The organism is Flavobacterium acetivorans, from assembly GCF_020911885.1.
Classification (GTDB): Bacteria; Bacteroidota; Bacteroidia; order Flavobacteriales; family Flavobacteriaceae; genus Flavobacterium; species Flavobacterium acetivorans.
The window spans coordinates 1,170,815-1,191,631 of the sequence record NZ_CP087132.1 but is presented as its reverse complement, the minus strand read 5'-3'; the positions used below and the strand labels follow the sequence as shown (position 1 = coordinate 1,191,631).

The window sequence follows — 20,817 nt, the reverse complement described above, 5'->3', positions numbered from 1 at the left end:
CTGAAATCTCTCCTTTGCCGAGAGCTTAAATTTGTAATAAGCATAAAAAAACTGACGCCCTCTTATTTAAAAGAGGACGTCAGTTGTATAATGAGCTAACTGATGGCAGTTACTTAATAGGTCTTTTGTTTTTCAAAACTTGTGCTCAACACTTTCTTGATCTTGTCCAGGGCACCGTGAAAGGCTTTCTCGGTAGTATCGGCATGATGAGTTACTGCTACAGGCTGCATATTTACCGGTCGGGCTTCAATAAGACATCGTTTGTCATTGACTCCGGACTTATCGCCGTTTTCATCTCCAAAATGCACTTCTAAACGGGTTACTTTGTCATCAAAACGCGCTAAAGCCGTTTCTAATTCCTGCGCAATATACGCTTTCAAACGAGCGTGTCCTTCTACATTGTTGTCTGTGTTGATTTGTACTGTCATGTTTTTATGATTTAATGTTGTCTTTCAAATTTACCGATTGCCAAACGAATAAACGAGGAATTTAATAAAACATTATGAAAAGAAAGAAAGAAAAAAACGAATATAAAAAGCATTAGAATTGACTTAGCCGTCTTCTAAATAATCTTAAACAAAATCGTTCTTATTATCAAATTTGCAATCAATTTCTATTAGAAATCGACAGCTCAATTTAGCCATCCTTTTTCTTAATTTCTTGTTTTCAATCTAGATTACTAAGAAATATAACTCTCTTCTACCTTCAAAAGAATATGTTCCATAAAAAAAACGCTACTCTTTCGAATAGCGTTTTTTGTTTTAAAAAATAAAAGGGTTCCTATTTTACTTTTGGTAAACTTTTGATTCCCATATTATAAAGTGTGAAAGCTTGAATATCCACATTCTCTTGAATGTTTGCCGCTACGGATTTTCCTGCTCCGTGACCTGCTTTAACATCAATACGGATTAAAACCGGATTAGTTCCCGCTTGTTTTTCCTGCAACTCAGCCGCAAATTTAAAACTGTGCGCCGGTACCACTCTATCGTCATGATCTCCTGTGGTTACCATCGTTGCCGGATACTGTGTTCCTTTTTTAACATTATGTACCGGAGAATAGCCTTTGATGTATTCGAACATTTCTTTGCTGTCCTGAGCCGTTCCATAATCATAAGCCCATCCTGCACCAGCCGTAAATGTATGGTAACGCAACATGTCCATCACACCTACCGCCGGCAAAGCCACTTTCATCAACTCCGGACGCTGTGTCATCGTTGCCCCCACAAGCAAACCTCCATTAGACCCACCACGAACGGCAAGAAAATCAGAAGAAGTATAGTTTTTAGCAATCAAATACTCAGCAGCTGCGATGAAATCGTCAAACACGTTTTGCTTTTGCATTTTAGTTCCGGCGTCATGCCATTTTTTACCGTATTCACCACCACCACGAAGGTTAGGCACGGCATATATTCCGCCATTTTCCATCCAAACCGCATTGGCTATGCTGAAACTTGGTGTCAAACTTGCGTTAAAACCACCGTAACCATAAAGAATAGTTGGATTTTTACCGTCTAGTTTCAATCCTTTTTTGTGGGTAATCATCATCGGTACTTTTGTCCCGTCTTTTGAAGTATAAAATACCTGATTCGACACATATTCACTGCTGTTGAAATCGACTTTTGGTTTTTGGTATACGGTAGATTTTCCTGCTTTTGGTTCGAAAGCATAAATGGTTCCCGGAGTAATGTAATTGGTAAAAGAATAATACAAGGTTTTATCTTTTTTCTTTCCTCCAAAACCACCGGCTGTTCCTAATCCCGGTAATTTGATCTCACGAAGCAATTTTCCACTGTAATCATATTGTTTCACTACCGAAACAGCATCTTTCATATAATTAGCAAAGATGTAGCCTCCACCGGTAGTCGGCGACAATACGTTCTCTGTTTCAGCAATAAAATTTTTCCAGTTTGCCGGTTTTGGATTATTCACATCTACAGTAACGATGCGTTTGTTAGGCGCATTCAGATCGGTTTCGATAAATAATTTACCGCCTTCGTTTTCAATAATAGAGTTGCTGCTGTTGAAATTATCGACAATAGTAACAATTGGGCTGTTGGCTTTTTTCAAATCTTTGATGTACAACTCATTTCCATAAGTAGAATTGGCCGCAGTAATCACTAGGTAATTATCGTCTTCTGTTACATAACCTCCCACATATCTTCTTTTTTGGTCTGCGCCAAAAATGACCTGATCTTCTTTTTGAGAAGTTCCCAGTTTATGAAAATACAATTTATGCTGATCCGTCTTGGCCGACAATTCACTTCCTTTTGGTTTCTCATAACTAGAATAATAGAAACCTTCGTTTCCTTTCCAAGACAATCCGCTGAATTTTACATCTATCAGGGTATCTTCGATTATTTTTTTAGACAAAGCATCCATAATGATTACTTTTCTCCAGTCACTTCCGCCTTCTGAAATGGCATAGGCAACTTTAGAACCGTCTTTAGAAAAATCCAATCCACCAAGTGAAGTGGTACCGTCTTTAGAAAAAGTATTTGGATCTAAAAAAACCTCTTCTTTACCGGCAGCATCTTTTCTATATAAAACCGATTGATTTTGTAATCCATTGTTTTTAGAATAGTAGGTGTACTTTCCTTCAACAGATGGAGCACCAATTTTTTCATAATTCCATAGTTTTTCCAATCTTTCTTTCAGCTGGTTTCTAAATGGAATTTTGGCCAAATAATCATAGGTTACTTCGTTTTCGGCTTTTACCCAAGCTGCCGTTTCAGCAGACCGATCGTCTTCTAACCAACGGTAAGGATCATTTACTTTTGTCCCAAAATACTCATCAACAGTTTCTCCTTTTTTGGTTTGAGGATATTGAATGGAATTTTGGCCAAACGAACTTAATGTAGAAGTCACTGCCATTACAAGAATTAGTTTTTTCATTAAAATAATTTTAAAGGTTAATACAAAAATAGGGAAATAGTCCCGATCGACAAGCTCCCTTAAAATAAGGGAGACTGTCAATTAGGTTGAAATTGAAATGATTTTATAAATTGAAATGAACTCCTAGAACCACATTTCTACCAATGTTAGGAATTCCGTCTGTTTTTAATCTGGAAAGATGGGCAATATAGGATTTATCAAACAAGTTATTTCCGTTTACGTTAACATTAAACACTGTTTTTCCTAGTTTTACTTTTCCTCCAAAACCAAGATTAATCAAGGTATATCCATTTGAACTGGTTTCAAAACCACTCACATTGTCTTGACTCAAGGTCGTGTTTACGCTTAATGCGGCAAAACCTTCTTCGAGCCAATTTTTAATCTTAAACTCGGTTCTAATGGTGTTTTTCCAATTGTTTGCCGGAATCAAAGGCAAATAATCCCCGTCCTGTTTTTTCCCTGTTACGGTTTCAAAACTGGTCTCATAATGCAACCAATCCAATGGATGCGGGTGAAGATGCAATCCTATTTCACCACCGTATAATTTGGCATTATTCTGAATATAGTTAAAAACATCATTGTTATCGATTTGAGTCCCTGCAGGGGAAGTATAGATGTAATTATTGATGTGATTGTAAAATCCATTTACAAAAAACTCAAAATGGCTGTTGCCGTATTCTAAATTCAAATCCGTTTGCAGGTTTTGTTCTGTTTTCAAATCACTGTTCCCTACTTCGTAGCGATTACTTCCTTCGTGAACACCATTGGAAGTCAACTCGGCCAAATTCGGCGCTCTGAAACCCGAAGCAAGATTCAGTCGTAACGTTAAAGCATCGGCAAGATTTGTCTTGTAGCCCAACGAAGCATTAAAGCTGTCGAATGATTTATCGATGGCTTTAAAATAACCTTCTTCACCTAACTCGCCATGGGCACTACTGGTAATTTGTCGGTTATCAAAACGCAATCCCGCTTGTAATACATTGGATTTCCACTCGTAATTTGCTGTTCCAAAAACACCAAAATCATTTGTAGTTGCATCCGGAATTAAATATTCTTCCCCAGAATTCGTATTTGTCTGATGCATTCCTTGTATCCCCACAATGGACTCTAACTTACCTATTTTTGGAAAATAATATTTCGCATCATAGTTGAAGGTTTTTAACTTCATCTGCAATCCGGCTATATTGCTGTCTTCAAATTCGCTTCTGTCATTGGCCACATAACCCAAATCCACATCGATTTTTGAATTTTTCAGATAGAAAATAGAATTCAAGCTCAACAAATGATTGAAAACGCCTTGTCTAGGAAACTCGGTATTCTTGCTCGAAGTCTGCTCAGCAATTCCTTCCTCGGGAATCCCTAAATCCAACTTATTGTAATTGTATCTTAAAACCGTAGAGAATTTAGCATTGTTGTAGCCAATTCCTGTTTTGAAATCCGTTTCATTGTAACGGGTATTGGTTACACGATCTCCTCCTGCAATTCTATAATCAGAGTGGGTGTCGTAACTCCCTCGAGCAAGAAATTTCCAGTTTTCAGTAGATGTTTTTACCCCTAAAGAAGAACTGCTTCCCAATGTATTTGAAAATAATTTTTGACTAAAATCCGCTTTAAAAGTATTGGCGATGGCAAATTTCTCTGGATTAAAATACAAAACACCACCTAAGGCATCCGAACCATAGAGCAAAGATGCCGGCCCTTTGATTACCTCAACACTTTCAATTCCAGAGTCATTTAATCCCAAGCCATGCTCATCCCCAAACTGTTGATTTTCCATTCGAACTCCTTGTGAATAAACTAATACGCGATTGCCGCTCAAACCTCGAATAACCGGCTTGCCGATGGATGTTCCAGTTGAAACCTGCGAAACTCCAGGAATAGTAGCCAATCCTTCGATTAGAGTCGCAGTTCCTTTTCGTTGTAAATCAACCATTTTTTCGTGTTCGACTTTCATTACATTTTGCGATTGTATTTTGTTGAAAGCCGTGGAAACAATTACCTCGTCCATTTGAAACAAGGTCTCTTCCAGAACTACGTCTAGTATGTTTTCTTTTTGAAGATTTGTTATCGTCTTATTCTGATTGGAAAAACCAACAAAGACAAAAGTTATATTTAAATTTCCATTAGGGAGATTGTCCAAGATATATTTTCCATTGGCATCCGTAGTTGTGCCTTTATGGAGTTCAGGAGCATAAACCGAAACCCCTATTATGGGTTTATTAGCACCATCCCTAACCGTTCCTGAAACCGTGTTTTGAGCCTGAAGCATCGCCGAAAACCCTAGTATTAGGGTAATTATAATTTTTTTCATTACAAGTAATTGAATTTTTATTTAGAAATACATGCTCTTGAATAATTTTTCTAAAGCCATAATACAAACAAAATACAAAGGCCCAACTATTGATATAGTTGCGACTTTATATGCTATTTACGATTAAAACCTAGATAAAAATTACAAGAAAAACATCTTTTAAAACTGTCCCATCAAACGGGTCTGTTTGATGACGAGCTATCCGAAAAAAATCGGAATCTATTAAATGTAGAAAAAAGGTGGCCCCCGATGCGAATACAAACTCCCTGGAAAGAAAGTAATTTCCTTTTCGTTTTTAAAGAAATGAGGAAGCAGTTTGTAATTTGGATTGAATTTATAGACAAAAACTTCCGGAGTCACATAAGCTCCAAAAGTAAAATGACACACATTACAATGCTCAATATTATGATGCTGATGGGTAATTTCGGCTTGGTTGCCGTTGTATTTGTGATGACATACTTTTTCAGAAAACTGCTTCACAAAATGCTCATACATGTGCAATGACTGATACAGTATTGAAAACAATACGATCATCGACAATGAAAGACTTATTATGAGCTGTTTCTTTTTCATTTGCCACAAAAGTAAGAAAACATCAAAGAAAAAACCATCTGTTAAGCAAAATATAAGAATTGCTTAACAGATGGTTCAAAAAATTGTATTCAGAAAAACTTATACCAGTTTAGCGGCAATAAGATATTCCGCAATTTGAATTGTATTTGTGGCCGCCCCTTTTCTTAAATTATCAGCAACAATCCACATGTTTAATGTATTTGGCTGGCTTTCGTCACGACGAATTCTTCCCACAAAAACATCATCTTTCCCTTGGGCATACATCGGCATTGGATAAGTAAAGGTATCATTGTTGTCTTGTACTACAACCCCATCAGTATGATGCAATATATTTTGAATTTCAGCTACTTCAAAGTCATTCGAAAACTCCACGTTTACCGCTTCACTATGTCCGCCTACAATAGGTACACGCACGGCGGTAGCAGTAACTGCGATAGTGTTATCACTTAGGATTTTTTTAGTCTCACGAACTAATTTCATCTCCTCTTTGGTGTATCCGTTGTCTTCAAAAGAATCACATTGAGGAATTGCGTTTCTATGAATTGGATATTTATAAGCCATTTCGCCTTGAACCCCAGCATATTCATTTTCCAATTGTTGTACTGCTTTCACACCAGTTCCAGTAATCGATTGGTAAGTAGAAACAATAACACGCTTGATATTGTATTTTTTATGCAAAGGCGCTAAAACCAGAACCATTTGGATGGTAGAACAGTTTGGGTTGGCAATAATTTTATCTTCTTTGGTTAATTCGCCGGCATTGATTTCAGGAACAATCAATTTCTTTGTCGGATCCATTCTCCAGGCCGAAGAGTTGTCAATAACTGTTGTTCCAGCTGCAGCAAATTTTGGAGCCCACTCTAATGAAGTTTCTCCACCGGCAGAAAACAAAGCAATATCGGCTTTCATGTCTACGGCAGTTTGCAAACCTACAACCGTGTATTTCTTTCCTTTGTATTCAATTTCTTTTCCTACTGATCTTTCAGATGCAACGGGAATTAATTCTGTTACTGGAAAATTTCTTTCCGCCAATACTTTTAACATTACCTCGCCAACCATTCCAGTAGCGCCTACAACTGCTATTCTCATAGTATATTTTATTATTGAATTCTTAATTTTAATTGCAAAAGTAAGTAATATCAAACCGAAAACAAGCACGTTAACAAAAAATAACAAAATGTTACAAATACAACAAAAAAGAAAAACCACCCTATTTTGGGTGGTTGAATTGAATATATAAGTAGCGGTTTATTTCTTTAGCAAGTCCCTAATTTGAGTAAGCAACTCCTCTTGAGTAGGTCCAGCAGGAGCTATAGGTGCAACCTCCTCTTTCTTTCTCGCTTTTTCAGCAGCTCTCAAAACAACAAAAATAAAGAATGAGATAATCACAAAATTAATAATAGCTTGAACTAAATTACCATAGGTAATAACAGCAGCACCGGCAGTTTTTGCAGCAGCTAAATCAGCATAACTGTTCCCATCTAGTGTAATAAACTTCTGAGTAAAATCGATTCCTCCAGTTAATAAACCCACGATGGGCATAATAACATCATCTACAGCCGAACCCACAATTTTCCCGAATGCACCACCAATTACAACAGCAGTCGCCAAACTTAATACATCACCTTTCATTAAAGATGCCTTAAAATCGCTAAAAAATCCCATAAATTTTATTTTAAATTAAACTTTCACTCTGTCTAAATTAATAAATTTTTAACATTCTACACTATGTTGAATACAATTAATAAGAAATTATCGGTAAAAAACTCTTTTCACTCTTTGAGAAATACTAGTAAGAATCTCATAAGGAATTGTATGCAACTTTTGAGCAATTTCAGAAACGGTAGGGCTTTCGCCAAAAACGATTACCGAATCTCCTTCTGTACACTCAACATCTGTTACATCTACCATCATCATATCCATACAGATACTTCCCAAAATAGTTGCTTTTTTACCTTTAATGGTAACAAATCCAACACCGTTACCCCAAGCTCTTGCTATTCCATCGGCATAACCTATAGGAATAGTAGCTACTGTTGTGGGCCTTTGGGCAATAAATCTTCGGCCGTAACCTACGCTTTCTCCCACGGGAACTAATCTGATTTGTGAAATAACGGTTTTCAATGTCCCTACGTTTTCTAAATACTTCTGTTCAGCAGTATCGTTAGAAACGCCATAAAGCCCTATACCTAAGCGCACCATATCAAATTGTGAATTGGGAAAATTACTAATTCCTGAGGTGTTTAAAATATGACGAATAGGATTAATCCCTAATTCCCTCATAATCCTTGAAGACAATTTATCGAACAATTCAATCTGTGAAACTGAAAAATCATGGTGTTTTAAATCATCACTTGTTGCCATGTGCGTCAAAATACTTCGCACCTCAACCGAATCTTCCCCTTTCAGAGCAGCAATCAATTCCTCAATGACATTTTCCTCAAATCCCAAACGATGCATTCCCGTATCAAGCTTAATGTGAATTGGAAAATGCTCCAAATTTTTCTGTTTCGCAATTTTTAAAAAAGCGTACAGGCCTTTCAAACAATAAATTTCAGGCTCCAACTGATGCTGTATAATCGCCGAAAAACTGGTGTTTTCTGGATTCAACACCATGATAGGCAATTGAATACCTCCGTTTTTCAACGAAATTCCCTCATCGGCAAAAGCCACACCCAAATAATCAACTTTATGATGCTCGAGTAATTTGGCTATTTCCAGTCCTCCGCTACCGTATCCAAAAGCCTTGACCATGACCATCAATTTCACCTTGGCCTTGAGTTTCGACTTGAAGAAATTTAGGTTGTAACTGATTGCATTCATATTGATTTCGAGAACAGTTTCATGAGTTTTCTCTTCGAGCAAATAAACAATCTCTTCAAATTGGAACGAGCGAGCCCCTTTTATCAAGATAGTCTCGTTAGTAAAATCTAAATTTTCAAAATTCGCAACAAACTCGGCCGTATTTTTAAAAGTGAGGCAATTTGCAAACTTATCCTTGAATGCTGATATCGTTTCGCCAATTCCGATGACTCTATTTATATGATTAGACACGACCAATTGGGAAACTTTGGTATACAATTCTTCATTAGACAAACCACTCTGAAAAATATCCGACAGAATGACCGTTTTCTTTTGGTATTGCTTTTGACTCTCTAGAAAATCCAACGCTATTTTTAAGGATTGAAAATCCGAACTATAACTATCATCAATCAACGTGCAATTGTTGATACCATCTTTTACTTTCAATCGCATTTCAACAGGAAATAACAAGGCCATTCGGGACTGGATTGTAGCAGTATCATACTCAAAATAGAGCATCGCCATTAAACAACTAATCGCATTTTCTAAAGAAGCCTGATCCTGAAATGGTATGGTGAACTCATACGAATTCCCATTGTATTTATAATAAAGTTTGCTGTCTTGATTCTCTAACTCTTTCTTGAAGACAAAAACATCAACCGCTTCATTAACAAAACTCCATGTAAATGCTTTCGTTCTTGGCTCTAGGTATCTATCGACCAAATCGTTTTTTTGGCAAATAAGCACTGAAGTATGTTTAAAAAGAAGTAGTTTTTCTTTTATTTTTTCTTCCAAATTGTCAAAGCCTTCGTCATGTGAAGAACCAATATTAGTCAAAACTCCTATTGATGGCCGAATGATTTTCTCTAATTTTTCCATTTCGGCGACAGTAGAAATCCCTGCCTCAAAAATCCCCAGATTGTGTTTCTCATTTATAGAAAGAACTGATAAAGGAACACCCACCTGAGAGTTATAACTCTTGGGACTCCGAATCACATTAAAATCTGGGCTTAGCAAAAAATTAAGCCATTCCTTTACAATTGTTTTACCATTACTTCCAGTCAAACCAATAACAGGAAAATCAAAGAGACTCCGGTGATAAGCCGCAAATCGCTGCAAAGCAACTAGGGTATCTTCAACAACCAAAAAATTAGCCTTATCAGCACATCGCTCTGGAACATGGGTTACAACAAAATTGCGAACCCCAATGGTTATTAAATCTTCAATAAAAGAATGCGCATCGTTATTAGGCCCTACCAAGGCAAAAAACAAAGTATGTGGTCCGTTTTGCAACGAGCGGCTATCAATAGAAACAGTATCTATTATCGCTTCTAGATCACTCCCAACACATTGGGCTCCAAGAACAGGGAAAATATTTTTTATCAGTAAATTCATCTAATGGAAGGCGTGAAACACCTAATTATATTAATATAAAAGAACTTCGAAATAAAAGCTCATTTTCTACTCAAATGCATTCAAAAATACCACTTCTTTTTAAAATGCTGTTAATATAAGCCATAATTTTGGCTCATAAAATTACTTATAAAAACGGCATTATCATGAGGATCTTTAGTTAATTCCTTATATTTGTTTGGTTAACCAATAGCTGCTGTTTTGAAAAAACTACTTCTCCCTTTTTCCTATATTTTTCATCCTATATTCATTCCTATTTATGCGACTTTGTTTTACCTTTTTGCAAATGACTCTTATTTTGTAAACCGTGAAAAATATATAGTTCTGATTCAGGTTTTTATCATTAGTTTTATAACCCCCATTCTGTTCTTTTTTCTTTTGCGTTATACCGGAAAAATAAGTTCTATGATGGCTCCCGCCTTATCTGAGCGAAAAATCCCATTAGTAATTCAATGTTTTTTGATTATTTTATTGGTTAGACAAAGTATTACTCTAGATCGCTATCCTGAATTGCACTTTTTTTTCTTAGGAGCTTTATTAAGCACTATGATTGCTTTACTGCTTTTATTTGTCAAAACAAAAGCCAGCCTTCACATGATGGGAATAAGTGGTTTAACCTTATTTGTTTTTGGTTTGAGTTTGCATTATCACACACCATACCTCTACACCATTGCCGTTTTGATTCTAATGAATGGGGTTGTAGCTTCCTCTCGAATAGAAATGAAAGCACACACAATAAAGGAATTGATTATTGGACTATTACTAGGTAGTATTCCGCAAATGCTGCTATTGTATTTATGGTTATAGGATATAAAAAATAACTCCAATCTTGAGGGATTTCATCGCTATTTTATCTCCATCTATTGCTGCTGTTTTAAAAATAGGCGTTAAACCATAATAGATATATACATTGATAGTATTATAACCCGCGGAAGCATAAGCTCCGTATAAAATCTTATTGAAATCCTTATTCCCTGAAACTGGCACTTTACCTTGATCATCAGTAAAAACAGAGCGATCCATCAGCAAATAACTAAATTTAAGTCCGCCGTAAATTCTCCAAAACTTGTAACTCTCATAAGTTGAAGTCCTCCACCTAAATTCGATTGGAACATCAACCAAAAGTTGGCTAAACTTATTTTTAGAATAGGCACTTCCAGGATCTATAATTGCATAAGAAGGCTTTTCACCTATTCTTGAAATAGCCAGATTTTGAATGTAATTATTATATGAAAAACCAAGACCAGAAGCGATGGCAATAGTTCTATCTTTATTTATTGGCATATCCCTAAGGAAACCAGCAGAAATTTCTGTTGAGAATTTATCTTGATTCAAACCAGCAGGTTTTTGCAATAAAGAATTATAAGTAAATCCAAAATAAAACTGATCTTCCCGATAAAGAGAATCTACTTTCACCTCTATATTCTCTTCAATTTCCTGCGAAAAAACAGCAGAAACAGACATTAAAAGAACCCAACTAAAGAATAATCGTAAAGTCGTGCTTTTGCCCAATGATTGATTTATTTTAGTCTTTACCATATTCATCTATACCTCTTTTACCATACAAATATAGGATTTTGACCGTATCATTAAACCTATAGAATTAAAAAACAGTCTCATTTCTACAATAAAAACAAAAATCCATACTAAAACTATTTTTAGTATGGATTTTCTCCCAGCCTTCGTTTGTTTTCTATTGTCTAGAAATTTAAAGCTGGTTCAATTTGACCATTAAAACAGTACAAACTCATCTGTTTTATCAGTCCTAAAATCATTTAGATTCCCATTCCAGATGAAATAATCAAAAACATGATTATTAAAACCCCTAGAGACAGGCTCGCTGTAGTTACAAAAAAAGCACCTACATATAAAAAAACTTGTTTTTTCTTACTTTCTATTCTCATATCTTAGAATTTTTAGACTCTAAATTGTTTATTTGTTTACAAACTTTAATATCATTTCACACTAACAAGCCGATACAACAGTCAATCTAAATTAGTCCATTTTCACACAAAAATACAAATATAATCGGTAATCTACATTTTTTTACAATATAAGTAAATTTATTACTACAAAAAATATTGTTCAAAATAAAAAAATCACACTACTAGTGAACGCTAAAAATTAAGCCTAAAAAAATCCGCTAAAGCTATTTAGCGGATTAAAATTCTATGCAGAGAGGAAGGGATTTGTACCTCTCGTGAAAACCCCATGTTTTAAAGGGATTTGAAGCTTTATCAAAATGAGTGCACCTCTTTGTGCACCTTTAAAATTAAGTCAATTTATGTCTTGTGTTTACAGGTACAAAGTTAATGTAAATCGTACTTTTTTACAATGTTTTTCGTCCCCAAATAATCAGAAAGTTGTGTTAATTTATTACGATTATTATCCTATTATCAGATGTTCTACTTGTTCATATTTTAATCCTGTGCAGGAGCAGAATTCTTCTATGGTCAGGAATTCGTTTTCCAGTTTGTTTAAATCTTGTTTCACTTTCTGCATCAACCTGATGCTTTGGCGATAACTTTTACCGGTGATTCGCTGTATGTCTTTGGGGTAAATACATACTCTCTTAGTTTCTGTTTTCATACTCTATCCATAGCTTTGAGTGGGCTTTGACTAAGCTAATCCATTATGCTTCATCCTGAAACAACTGTACAGCTTATTCAGAATAAATTTAGCGAAAAAACTCATCATTTTAACAATTACAAATTTAGGACTTGTCAGCCGCTTCCAGGGATGACATTTATGCTGTTATGTGCCATTTGTACCATTGGGTGCCATCCTGTACGGCGACCTCTTTCAAATTCCTCTTCGATACCTCAACTTTGTCTGATAATCAATCAAAAGGTGTTGCAACAGGATGATGATTGAAAGAGCAGTTAGATTATTTTGAACTTAAAAATTAGAGATTATGGCAAGGCAGAAAGGCATAATTAAGTTGAAAGGTACTATCGGGGATATTACTTTTTATAAGACCCAAGAAGGGCATTTGGCACGTGAAAAAGGCGGTATCGATGCGAGCAGAATTGCGAGCGATCCTGCGTTTCAGAGAACGCGTGAGAATTGCGCTGAGTTTGGCCGAGCCGGAAAGGCCGGTAAAACGTTGCGAACGGCATTGCGTACTTTGCTTTTGAATTCGGCGGACAGCCGAATGGTGGGCAGACTGACGCAAGCGATGGTCAAGGTGATTCAGGCGGATATGGTAAACGAAAGAGGGTTGCGCAATGTCATTGATGGCGAGGCGGAATTGCTTGCCGGATTTGAGTTTAATGCCAGAGGGAAATTGGGGACCAGTTTATTCGCCCCTTTTGAGGGAACGATTGACAGAGCGACTGGGCAAATTGCTGTTGATCTGGATTCATTCCTTCCTGGGAATATGATTGCGGCTCCGGGCGGAACCACGCATTTTAAAATTATTTCGGCGGGAGCTGAAATCAATTTTGAAACGGAGACTTTTGTTGTTGCAAGTTCCGAAACTGCGATTTTACCATGGGATATGACTCCAACGGCTGCTATTAACCAAACTAATTTGGTTAGTCCAAACAGCGTTAGTCCGTTGTTTTTGGCTCTTGGGGTTGAGTATTTTCAAGAGGTGAATGGCAAAATGTATCCGTTGAAAAACGGTGCTTACAACCCGTTGGCTCTGGTGCAGGTAAGCGGATTGTAAGATGGTTTTGGTGTTGAACAGAACTTATTTTCCCGAGGGAACGCAGGGGGTCTTGGAATGGAACGGCACAATAGTTTGTTATACCATCGAATTGCCTTGGCTTCAAAATCAAAGGCAGATTTCCTGTATTCCCGAAGGAGAATATGTTTTAGTAAAGCGATTTAGCCCGAAATTCCAATGGCATTTGCATTTGAGAAATGTAGCAGGAAGAGATTTGATATTAATCCATCCCGCCAATGATGCAAAGAAGGAATTATTGGGTTGCATTGCTCCCGTTAGTCAGCATAGCGGAATTGGTAAAGGGTATTTTTCCCGAAAGGCGTTTGGAAAGCTTAAAGCTTTGGTTTATCCGGTTTTGGAGCGCAATGAAGAAGTGAAAATAAGTATTCAATCTAATCCTTCGATTCTGTTACCATTGACGTTTTTATTAAAAGAAAGAGATTAAGGTTGCTAATTTTCTTTTTTAGCTCACTTGATTTTTGTTTTTTTAGTGGTGTTCGCTGAATCTTCGATTTATCTTGATCAAAAAAGAAACAAAAAAATATTCATGGCTTGTTATTGTTTTTTGGTATTCATGAATCTTCGATTTCAAGTCTGCGCTCCCTCGTCGGTCAAATTAGTTTTCGAAGTCTAAAACAAAAAAACTCGCTTCGCTGTATCCTTCCCACCAATGCCATATTTGATACCTAAACCCGCTAATTTAAATTTGCTGATTCAATATTATGGGATATGAATCAACAAGAACAGATGTATTTTTTGGTTGAAGAATGGAAACAATCCGACTTAACCAAAGCAGAATTTTCAGCTTTAAAATCGCTGAGTTATCATCAATTCAATTATTGGCTAAAAAAGTACAATAAGGAGATGGATTTCGGACAGTCCAAACCGGAAGTTTCCTTTTTCTCGGTTTCGGATAGCCCGAGAAAAGATAAAAAACAGTCAGCCTCAAAAGAGATAGATCAGAAAACCATGCGAATCGATCTTCCTGGAGGAATCACCATTACGATTTACTGATGCTGGGCTTGAGTGCAGGTGTTCGCTATCACATGTGCTGTACTTTGGTGGATATGCGAAAGGGTTTTGACGGACTTTCGGGCTTGGTTCGGAATTATCTGAACCAAAACCCTCAAACGGGCGATGTTTTTGTTTTTTTGAACAAATCCAAAACCCATATCAAACTGCTGTATTGGGACGGCGACGGATTTGCGATTTTCTACAAACGACTAGAACAAGGAAGGTTTGATTTTTTGACAAGCGATTCGGTTTCAAGGGAATTAAAAAGAGAGGAATTGCTACTGGTTTTGGGTGGTCTTAAATTGAGAGATTTCAAGCAAAAAAAGAGATACAAAACAGCCGAAAAATAATCGTAAATACCTTTGAAATTTTGCATTTTTACTGTTGTTTTCTTATTTTTGAAGCATGGAAAACGCACCAGATTTGTTTGATAATTACTCTAAAGACGAACTTTTGAAATTACTCAAAAGTCAAATAAAAGCGAATTCCAAATTAGAATCCAAATCTAATAAATTAGAATCCAAAACCGAAAAATTAGAGATTGTAGCCACGAAACTTGAACAAGAGGTTAGTTATCTAAAATTCCAGATTGAACAGTTCAAAAGAGCAATGTACGGTTCTAAGAAAGAACGTTTCATCGCCAGTGAAAATCCGGAGCAATTAGCCATTCCTTTTGAAATCGATGAGCAAGAAGTAGCACAAGCCGTTGAATCGGTAAAAGAGCAAATCACTTACGAACGCGAAAAAGCAAGCAAAAAGCATCAAGGCCGTATGGCTTTACCATCGCACCTTGCGGTAAACGAAATCATTTTGGAACCGACTGAAAATGTAGAAGGATTGAAATGCATTGGTCAGGAAATTACTGATGAATTGGAATATACTCCCGCAAAATTGTTCATCAACCGTTACATCCGAAATAAATATGTTGCCCCGGTGGATGAAAAAGGAAACCAGCAAGTCAAAATTGCCTCTCTCGATTTTCGTCCGATTCCAAAATGTATTGCTGGAACCCATCTTTTGACTCAAATCATCACCGATAAGTTTGTGGATCACCTTCCGCTTTACCGACAGATACAGCGATTTTCAAGAGAAGGAGTCGATATACCTTCTTCTACGGTCGATTCATGGGTAAGATTAGTATCCCAATTACTTCGACCCTTGTACGAATGTCACCGACAGCATACGCTGAAAAACGGTTATCTTCAGGCGGATGAATCCCCAATAAAAGTACAGGACACAGATAAAAAAGGCGCAACACATACTGGATTTATGTGGGTGTATCACGCGCCTATACCCAAAAGTGTGTATTTTGATTATCGAAAAGGACGCGGCAGCGAAGGCCCTTTGGAAATGTTAAACGATTTTGTAGGTTATCTTCAAACCGATGGTTATGGAGTATATCCGCAATTTGCACTCAAAGAAAACGTCACACAGATAGCTTGTTGGGCACATGCGCGCCGTTATTTTGAAAAAGCATTGGATTATAACAAAGCAAATGCTTCGCACGTGATGTTGCTTATCCAAAAGCTATATGAAATTGAACGAAAAGCCACTTCTGAAAACTTTTCAATCCAGGAAAAATATGCTTTAAGATTAAAAGAATCACATCCCTTACTTAACGAAATAGGGAACTACATTGCAGTGCAGTCAAAATTAGAATTACCCAAAAGTCCGCTGGGCAAGGCCTACAATTATTGCTTGAAACGTTGGGACAGTTTGATGGCTTATCTAAAAGACGGAAATCTGCATATTGACAACAATCAGGTTGAAAATACCATTCGACCCTTGGCCTTGGGAAGAAAAAATTATCTTTTTGCAGGTTCACACCAAGCTGCAAAGGATATTGCCATGTATTATTCGTTTTTTGCCAGCTGCAAGAAAAATAATATCAATCCATCCAAATGGCTACATCATGTCCTTGAAAATATCAACGACACCAAATCTTCAGAACTTCACAATCTTCTTCCTCAATACTTCAATCAGAATTTATTGGATTGATGTAGTTGCTGGGGTGGATACGCTTCGCTCAAACAGTTTTTGTTTTGCTTCGCCTGTTCGCTTTGCTCGGGTTACGACTTCTTCAAACATTTGACGCTCGACTGCGGAAGCTAAGGACAGTTAAATCCTTGAAATAACAGTAATTTGAAGCATAATTGAATGCAAATATCAAAGGTCATTTTATATTGCTTTTTTTGTAAAAAATTAAACCTTAGGATGACAAGTTAGAAAATAAATAGAAAAATTATGAATGTAGTAGAACGCGCGAAAGCGCCCACTCCGAAGTTTTTTAAGATTTTGAGAACCGTTGGTTTAACCTTGTTGGCCATAAGCGGAAGTGTGATAGCGGCTCCCATTGTTTTGCCGGCTACTGTTGTTACTGTTGCCGGTTATTTGGCCGTTGCCGGTGGGGTGATCTCGGCGATTAGTCAAATTACTGTTGATACCTCAACGATGGACAAACAGGATAAGGGTGTCGATGAAGGGATCCTGAAACAAGTTCAGGATAAAAATTCAGGCAGAGACCCTGAAATAAATTCAGGGTAAAATGGAAACTAATATCTCCCTGCGAACCGGCACGGTATCAGGAACGTTGTTGAGTGTGATCCCCAACATCTTTTCTGAAGATATTACAAAAACGATTGTCTTAGCGGTAGTGGGAGCCGTTGTGAGTTTTGCAGTATCACTCCTTTTAAAATGGTTGACAAAATCTAAAAATAGACACTGAAATAAATTCAGTGTGAATCCGGATTTGATTGGTAAGCTTTTCCGGATTTATATTAAAGCCTGGTCCGTTTGGATCAGGCTTTCTTAGTTTTTAACGTTTTGCTGCTTTGAGATGGCTGGAAAATCGTAACCGCTCAATTTTTTCGGCTTAACGAAAACTTGATGCGAAACGGTAATTCCACTAAAACCCCACTATCTCAAAATGCTATTAGCGACTGCCCTTGCATTTACTCAGACTTATTCTTTTTTCCAAAGAAATTTGCCAATTGATTTGAATAAATAATAGCAATTAATCCAACTAGTATTTTTATTAATGAAGTCATAAAAAACATCGTTTCATATTCCTTTTGAGGATAGTCGCTTTTAATGAATTGAATGTGTTTTTTTAGTTTGTATGCAAAGTCAGGAAAAGTTTCCACAATTAAAAGCAAACCGACTATGGTTAAAGCAATTTCGTAAATTGTAGTTTTTTCCGCAAAAAGACTTACAGAATCCTCATAGTCTGTTGATTTGCATATTAGTTTAGTTATTGCTTTAGTTTTAAATATCAAAAGTCCTGAAATAATTGTCAAAACTAAAAATGAAGAAATACTTATTAATAATATTGGAGTTTGGTCAAATCCTTCGAAAATTTTAGGATTGCTTCTTGATTGAATTAATAATGAAATTGAAGATAATATATCTCTCAATTGCCATAGAAGAATTGTTACTAAATAAAGTCCTAATATCTTTATTGCAATTTCATAGATATCCGATTTTTTCATGTTGGTTGTTTTTAGGGTTGCTGCTAACGTTCTGATAATAAGATTGTTTTAGGTTTAATTAAGCCTTGTTTTCGGATTTGCCAAATCTCCAAAATACAACCCGAGGCTGAAAGCCGAACTGGCCGGAGGCAAACCAACTTCCCATTAAGCTAATTGCCCAAATCCGTTGTAGTGGCTGTTGAACTAAACCTTCGGTAGCACTTACCGAGATTTTGTACCTTACGAATATAACTAAAAATTATAATTATGGTCACAAAAAAAAGTCGGTTGAAGAATTAAGAGAAAACAAAATTCTCAACCAAGCCAAGCGGGAAGTTCCTGGATTTGAGCAATTACTTCAACGGTTTGAGCGTACGGTTTCCGTTTTGGGCAGAAGTCAAAGTACGTTCAATAACTATTCGCGCCATGTGGCGGCTATTTCGCTCTATTTTGGTAAAATCCCAACAGAACTCGATTCTGAACAAGTACAGGACTACTTGTTTTACCAACAAAAAAAGTCAAAAACACCCTCTCAAACCTATTTTAAGCATTGCGTTTACGGACTTCGTTTTTTACTCAAATCAGAAGGATTTCCGTATGAATACCTGCGTTTACCGTCCATAAAACACGAGAAAAAGCTCCCTGTTGTTTTGAGTAAAGAGGAAGTTTGGGCTATGCTTCAAGGTGCCAAACTACTCAAACATAAAATTCTTATCGGTTTGCTTTATGGTTGCGGACTTCGCTGTATGGAGGCCCGAGGTGTGCGATTACAAGACCTGGATTTTGACCGAAAACAGCTCAAAGTGGTTCAAGGCAAAGGTAAAAAAGACCGTTATGTACCGCTTTCTATTCATTTAATCCGAGGATTGAAAAAGTATATTGAAGCCGAAAAACCCCAGGATTATCTTTTTAATGGACAGCCTTTGCCTACTGGAGCAGGTGGTGATTTTGACAATCGGTATTCACAACGAGGCGTGCAATGGGCGGTGCGGCAAGTCGCTAAGGCATCGGGAATAAAAAAGGAAGTTCATAGCCATACGCTGCGGCACAGTTATGCCACACATTTGCTCGAAGACGGTATGGATATTATGACGCTAAAAGACCTTTTGGGACACCAGAATGTTGAGACCACAATGGAATATCTGCATATTGCCCAACTCGAGAGTCAACGCATTTTTAGTCCACTAGATACCCTTTTTGCCAAGTGCAGTCAAAAATTGAAGTAGCTGATGTATTAAGAAAGGCAGGCTCAAGACTCGAAAACTATGGATTAAACACCTGGCAACTTCGCACGCTTTACGCCATTAAAAAATGCAGAACAGCCGAGCTGGGTGGTCATATCGATGCTTGCGATAGTTGTGGAAACATCAATATAAGCTACAACTCTTGCCGCAATCGGCATTGTCCGAAGTGTCAGGGCAACAAACGAGAAGATTGGATTCAAGCAAGAGCTATTGAGCTTTTACCGGTTCCGTACTTCCACGTAGTTTTTACCTTGCCTGGTAGTATTAATTCTTTGGCAATACATCAGCCAAAAATAGTCTATGATAGCTTGTTTGAAGCTACTTGGGAAACGTTAACAACCTTTGGCAAAGGCAAGGGAATGCAAATGGGAATGATTGCCGTTTTGCATACCTGGGGGGCAGCAATTAAGTTTGCATCCGCACCTGCATTGCATTGTTCCCAGTGGTGGCGTGGACAAAAATGGTATGTGGCAAAACAGCCGCTCCGACGGGAAATTCTTATTCCCGGTAAAAGCTTTGTCGAAGGTTTTTAGAGCAAAGTATTGCGAAAAACTGAAAGCCAAAAACCCGATTAGGTATGAGCAAATCCGACAGGAATTATGGCAGAAACCTTGGGTAGTTTTTGCCAAACGCCCTTTTGGAAGTCCAAAATCGGTGGTGGAATATTTGGGAAGATACACCCATAAAATTGCTATTAGCAATCACAGAATCAAAGCTATTGATAACCAAAACGTCACTTTTGATTACAAGGATTATCGAATGGAGGGAGTAAAAAAGCAAATGACGCTCACGCATCAGGAGTTTATCAGGCGGTTTGCGTTGCATATTTTGCCCAAACGATTCGTCAAGATTCGTCATTACGGTTTTTTAAGCAGTACTTGGAAACGACAAAAGCTGAAAGTTTTACAAGAAAAACTCCAACAAAAAATATTAGAAAAAGCAGAAAAAAAGCCTTTTTTTCCTAAATGTCCGTGTTGTAAAACGGGCAATTTGTATCGAATAGCAGTTTTCGACCAACGCGGTCCGCCTGCTTGGTATCTTGGCGGTGGCCAAAACACCAATCCCTGTGAAAACTAACTTTATGGGTAAGGGCACTTATACCCGAAAGTGAAGGAAAAACACATTAAAACCAACTGAAAAACTACTTCAAAAAAAAGAGGACTATAAGTCCCCTTGAAATTCTAAAACTCATTATACGATAACTCCATAGTTGACGGACATGTAATCGGTTCCGTTCAACAGGAATTTCATTGTTGGCTCTGCGAGCCCAACGAAACTCTAGCTGTTAGGCGCTCGGTTATGTTTATGTTTGCAATATTTCAGATATAGATTTCTTAAGATTATTTTTCTACTTTAATCAATACAAATTTCGATGATGCTTCTATTAAAGTTATGTATAAATAATTGTCTATAATTTTGAATGGCATTTCA

Annotated in this window: 18 protein-coding genes and 1 pseudogene; 9 read left to right on the top strand and 10 right to left on the bottom strand. The window is 37.1% G+C overall.

Annotated elements, in window-relative coordinates:
• Positions 1-113 precede the first annotated feature (113 nt).
• The 7 genes from LNP19_RS05310 to LNP19_RS05280 form a co-directional block, all read right to left on the bottom strand.
• Complete coding sequence (locus LNP19_RS05310; protein WP_230063758.1) at positions 114-428, bottom strand: HPF/RaiA family ribosome-associated protein; 315 nt, start codon at positions 426-428, stop codon at positions 114-116.
• Between the two features lie 352 nt (positions 429-780).
• Positions 781-2,892: a prolyl oligopeptidase family serine peptidase gene (locus LNP19_RS05305; RefSeq protein WP_230063757.1), complete on the bottom strand. Its 2,112-nt coding sequence runs from the start codon at positions 2,890-2,892 to the stop codon at positions 781-783.
• Between the two features lie 103 nt (positions 2,893-2,995).
• Positions 2,996-5,203 carry a TonB-dependent receptor gene (locus LNP19_RS05300; protein ID WP_230063756.1) on the bottom strand — a complete coding sequence of 736 codons (2,208 nt, stop codon included), beginning with the start codon at positions 5,201-5,203 and terminating at the stop codon, positions 2,996-2,998.
• A 222-nt stretch (positions 5,204-5,425) separates the two neighbouring features.
• Positions 5,426-5,776, bottom strand: coding sequence for a hypothetical protein (locus LNP19_RS05295; protein ID WP_230063755.1), 351 nt, complete (start codon positions 5,774-5,776; stop codon positions 5,426-5,428).
• Positions 5,777-5,875: 99 nt separating this feature from the next.
• Positions 5,876-6,865 (bottom strand): aspartate-semialdehyde dehydrogenase, encoded by a 990-nt coding sequence (locus LNP19_RS05290; protein ID WP_230063754.1) that lies wholly within the window; start codon positions 6,863-6,865, stop codon positions 5,876-5,878.
• Between the two features lie 159 nt (positions 6,866-7,024).
• Positions 7,025-7,441 carry a large conductance mechanosensitive channel protein MscL gene (gene mscL, locus LNP19_RS05285; RefSeq protein WP_230063753.1) on the bottom strand — a complete coding sequence of 139 codons (417 nt, stop codon included), beginning with the start codon at positions 7,439-7,441 and terminating at the stop codon, positions 7,025-7,027.
• Positions 7,442-7,528: 87 nt separating this feature from the next.
• Entirely contained in the window at positions 7,529-9,973 is a 2,445-nt protein-coding gene (locus LNP19_RS05280) for a bifunctional UDP-N-acetylmuramoyl-tripeptide:D-alanyl-D-alanine ligase/alanine racemase (RefSeq protein ID WP_230063752.1), read from the bottom strand.
• A gap of 219 nt (positions 9,974-10,192) precedes the next feature.
• Here LNP19_RS05280 and LNP19_RS05275 point away from each other — a divergent pair, with 219 nt between their 5' ends.
• Positions 10,193-10,798 carry a hypothetical protein gene (locus LNP19_RS05275; protein ID WP_230063751.1) on the top strand — a complete coding sequence of 202 codons (606 nt, stop codon included), beginning with the start codon at positions 10,193-10,195 and terminating at the stop codon, positions 10,796-10,798.
• On the opposite strand, the gene LNP19_RS05270 is transcribed toward LNP19_RS05275, so the two are convergent.
• The gene (locus LNP19_RS05270) at positions 10,793-11,536 is read right to left on the bottom strand and encodes a porin family protein (RefSeq protein WP_346432222.1); all 744 of its coding nucleotides are present in this window, start codon (positions 11,534-11,536) and stop codon (positions 10,793-10,795) included. The genes LNP19_RS05275 and LNP19_RS05270 overlap by 6 nt on opposite strands.
• A 230-nt stretch (positions 11,537-11,766) precedes the next feature.
• Positions 11,767-11,895, bottom strand: coding sequence for a hypothetical protein (locus tag LNP19_RS15395; protein ID WP_255665901.1), 129 nt, complete (start codon positions 11,893-11,895; stop codon positions 11,767-11,769).
• Positions 11,896-12,905: 1,010 nt separating this feature from the next.
• On the opposite strand from LNP19_RS15395, the gene LNP19_RS05265 reads away from it, so the two are divergent.
• The 6 genes from LNP19_RS05265 to LNP19_RS05240 all read left to right on the top strand — a co-directional run bounded on the left by LNP19_RS05265 (position 12,906) and on the right by LNP19_RS05240 (position 17,219).
• The gene (locus LNP19_RS05265) at positions 12,906-13,661 is read left to right on the top strand and encodes a hypothetical protein (protein WP_230063750.1); all 756 of its coding nucleotides are present in this window, start codon (positions 12,906-12,908) and stop codon (positions 13,659-13,661) included.
• A gap of 1 nt (position 13,662) precedes the next feature.
• A complete protein-coding gene (locus tag LNP19_RS05260; RefSeq protein ID WP_230063749.1) occupies positions 13,663-14,106 on the top strand; it encodes a DUF5675 family protein in 444 nt (147 codons plus the stop codon).
• Between the two features lie 284 nt (positions 14,107-14,390).
• A complete protein-coding gene (gene tnpA, locus LNP19_RS05255; RefSeq protein ID WP_230061925.1) occupies positions 14,391-14,675 on the top strand; it encodes an IS66 family insertion sequence element accessory protein TnpA in 285 nt (94 codons plus the stop codon).
• On the top strand, positions 14,675-15,025 hold the full coding sequence (gene tnpB, locus LNP19_RS05250) for an IS66 family insertion sequence element accessory protein TnpB (RefSeq protein ID WP_230061926.1): 351 nt from the start codon (positions 14,675-14,677) through the stop codon (positions 15,023-15,025). Before tnpA ends, tnpB begins: the two co-directional genes overlap by 1 nt.
• Before the next feature lie 55 nt (positions 15,026-15,080).
• Entirely contained in the window at positions 15,081-16,673 is a 1,593-nt protein-coding gene (gene tnpC, locus LNP19_RS05245; RefSeq protein WP_230061927.1) for an IS66 family transposase, read from the top strand.
• 246 nt (positions 16,674-16,919) lie between these two features.
• Complete coding sequence (locus LNP19_RS05240) at positions 16,920-17,219, top strand: hypothetical protein (protein ID WP_230063748.1); 300 nt, start codon at positions 16,920-16,922, stop codon at positions 17,217-17,219.
• A 407-nt stretch (positions 17,220-17,626) separates the two neighbouring features.
• On the opposite strand, the gene LNP19_RS05230 is transcribed toward LNP19_RS05240, so the two are convergent.
• Positions 17,627-18,163: a hypothetical protein gene (locus tag LNP19_RS05230; protein WP_230063746.1), complete on the bottom strand. Its 537-nt coding sequence runs from the start codon at positions 18,161-18,163 to the stop codon at positions 17,627-17,629.
• 212 nt (positions 18,164-18,375) lie between these two features.
• On the opposite strand from LNP19_RS05230, the gene LNP19_RS05225 reads away from it, so the two are divergent.
• The gene (locus tag LNP19_RS05225; RefSeq protein ID WP_230062045.1) at positions 18,376-19,368 is read left to right on the top strand and encodes a tyrosine-type recombinase/integrase; all 993 of its coding nucleotides are present in this window, start codon (positions 18,376-18,378) and stop codon (positions 19,366-19,368) included.
• A pseudogene (locus LNP19_RS05220) lies at positions 19,347-20,463 on the top strand (IS91 family transposase). Before LNP19_RS05225 ends, LNP19_RS05220 begins: the two are co-directional and overlap by 22 nt.
• Positions 20,464-20,817 lie beyond the last annotated feature (354 nt).

Excerpts from the sequence above, each read along its gene's own strand:
- LNP19_RS05310 (WP_230063758.1), bottom strand. The coding sequence starts at position 428 with ATGACAGTACAAATCAACACAGACAACAATGTAGAAGGACACGCTCGT.
- LNP19_RS05305 (WP_230063757.1), bottom strand. The coding sequence starts at position 2,892 with ATGAAAAAACTAATTCTTGTAATGGCAGTGACTTCTACATTAAGTTCG.
- LNP19_RS05300 (WP_230063756.1), bottom strand. The coding sequence starts at position 5,203 with ATGAAAAAAATTATAATTACCCTAATACTAGGGTTTTCGGCGATGCTT.
- LNP19_RS05295 (WP_230063755.1), bottom strand. The coding sequence starts at position 5,776 with ATGAAAAAGAAACAGCTCATAATAAGTCTTTCATTGTCGATGATCGTA.
- LNP19_RS05290 (WP_230063754.1), bottom strand. The coding sequence starts at position 6,865 with ATGAGAATAGCAGTTGTAGGCGCTACTGGAATGGTTGGCGAGGTAATG.
- mscL (WP_230063753.1), bottom strand. The coding sequence starts at position 7,441 with ATGGGATTTTTTAGCGATTTTAAGGCATCTTTAATGAAAGGTGATGTA.
- LNP19_RS05280 (WP_230063752.1), bottom strand. The coding sequence starts at position 9,973 with ATGAATTTACTGATAAAAAATATTTTCCCTGTTCTTGGAGCCCAATGT.
- LNP19_RS05270 (WP_346432222.1), bottom strand. The coding sequence starts at position 11,536 with ATGAATATGGTAAAGACTAAAATAAATCAATCATTGGGCAAAAGCACG.
- LNP19_RS15395 (WP_255665901.1), bottom strand. The coding sequence starts at position 11,895 with ATGAGAATAGAAAGTAAGAAAAAACAAGTTTTTTTATATGTAGGTGCT.
- LNP19_RS05265 (WP_230063750.1), top strand. The coding sequence starts at position 12,906 with ATGGCAAGGCAGAAAGGCATAATTAAGTTGAAAGGTACTATCGGGGAT.
- LNP19_RS05260 (WP_230063749.1), top strand. The coding sequence starts at position 13,663 with ATGGTTTTGGTGTTGAACAGAACTTATTTTCCCGAGGGAACGCAGGGG.
- tnpA (WP_230061925.1), top strand. The coding sequence starts at position 14,391 with ATGAATCAACAAGAACAGATGTATTTTTTGGTTGAAGAATGGAAACAA.
- tnpB (WP_230061926.1), top strand. The coding sequence starts at position 14,675 with ATGCTGGGCTTGAGTGCAGGTGTTCGCTATCACATGTGCTGTACTTTG.
- tnpC (WP_230061927.1), top strand. The coding sequence starts at position 15,081 with ATGGAAAACGCACCAGATTTGTTTGATAATTACTCTAAAGACGAACTT.
- LNP19_RS05240 (WP_230063748.1), top strand. The coding sequence starts at position 16,920 with ATGAATGTAGTAGAACGCGCGAAAGCGCCCACTCCGAAGTTTTTTAAG.
- LNP19_RS05230 (WP_230063746.1), bottom strand. The coding sequence starts at position 18,163 with ATGAAAAAATCGGATATCTATGAAATTGCAATAAAGATATTAGGACTT.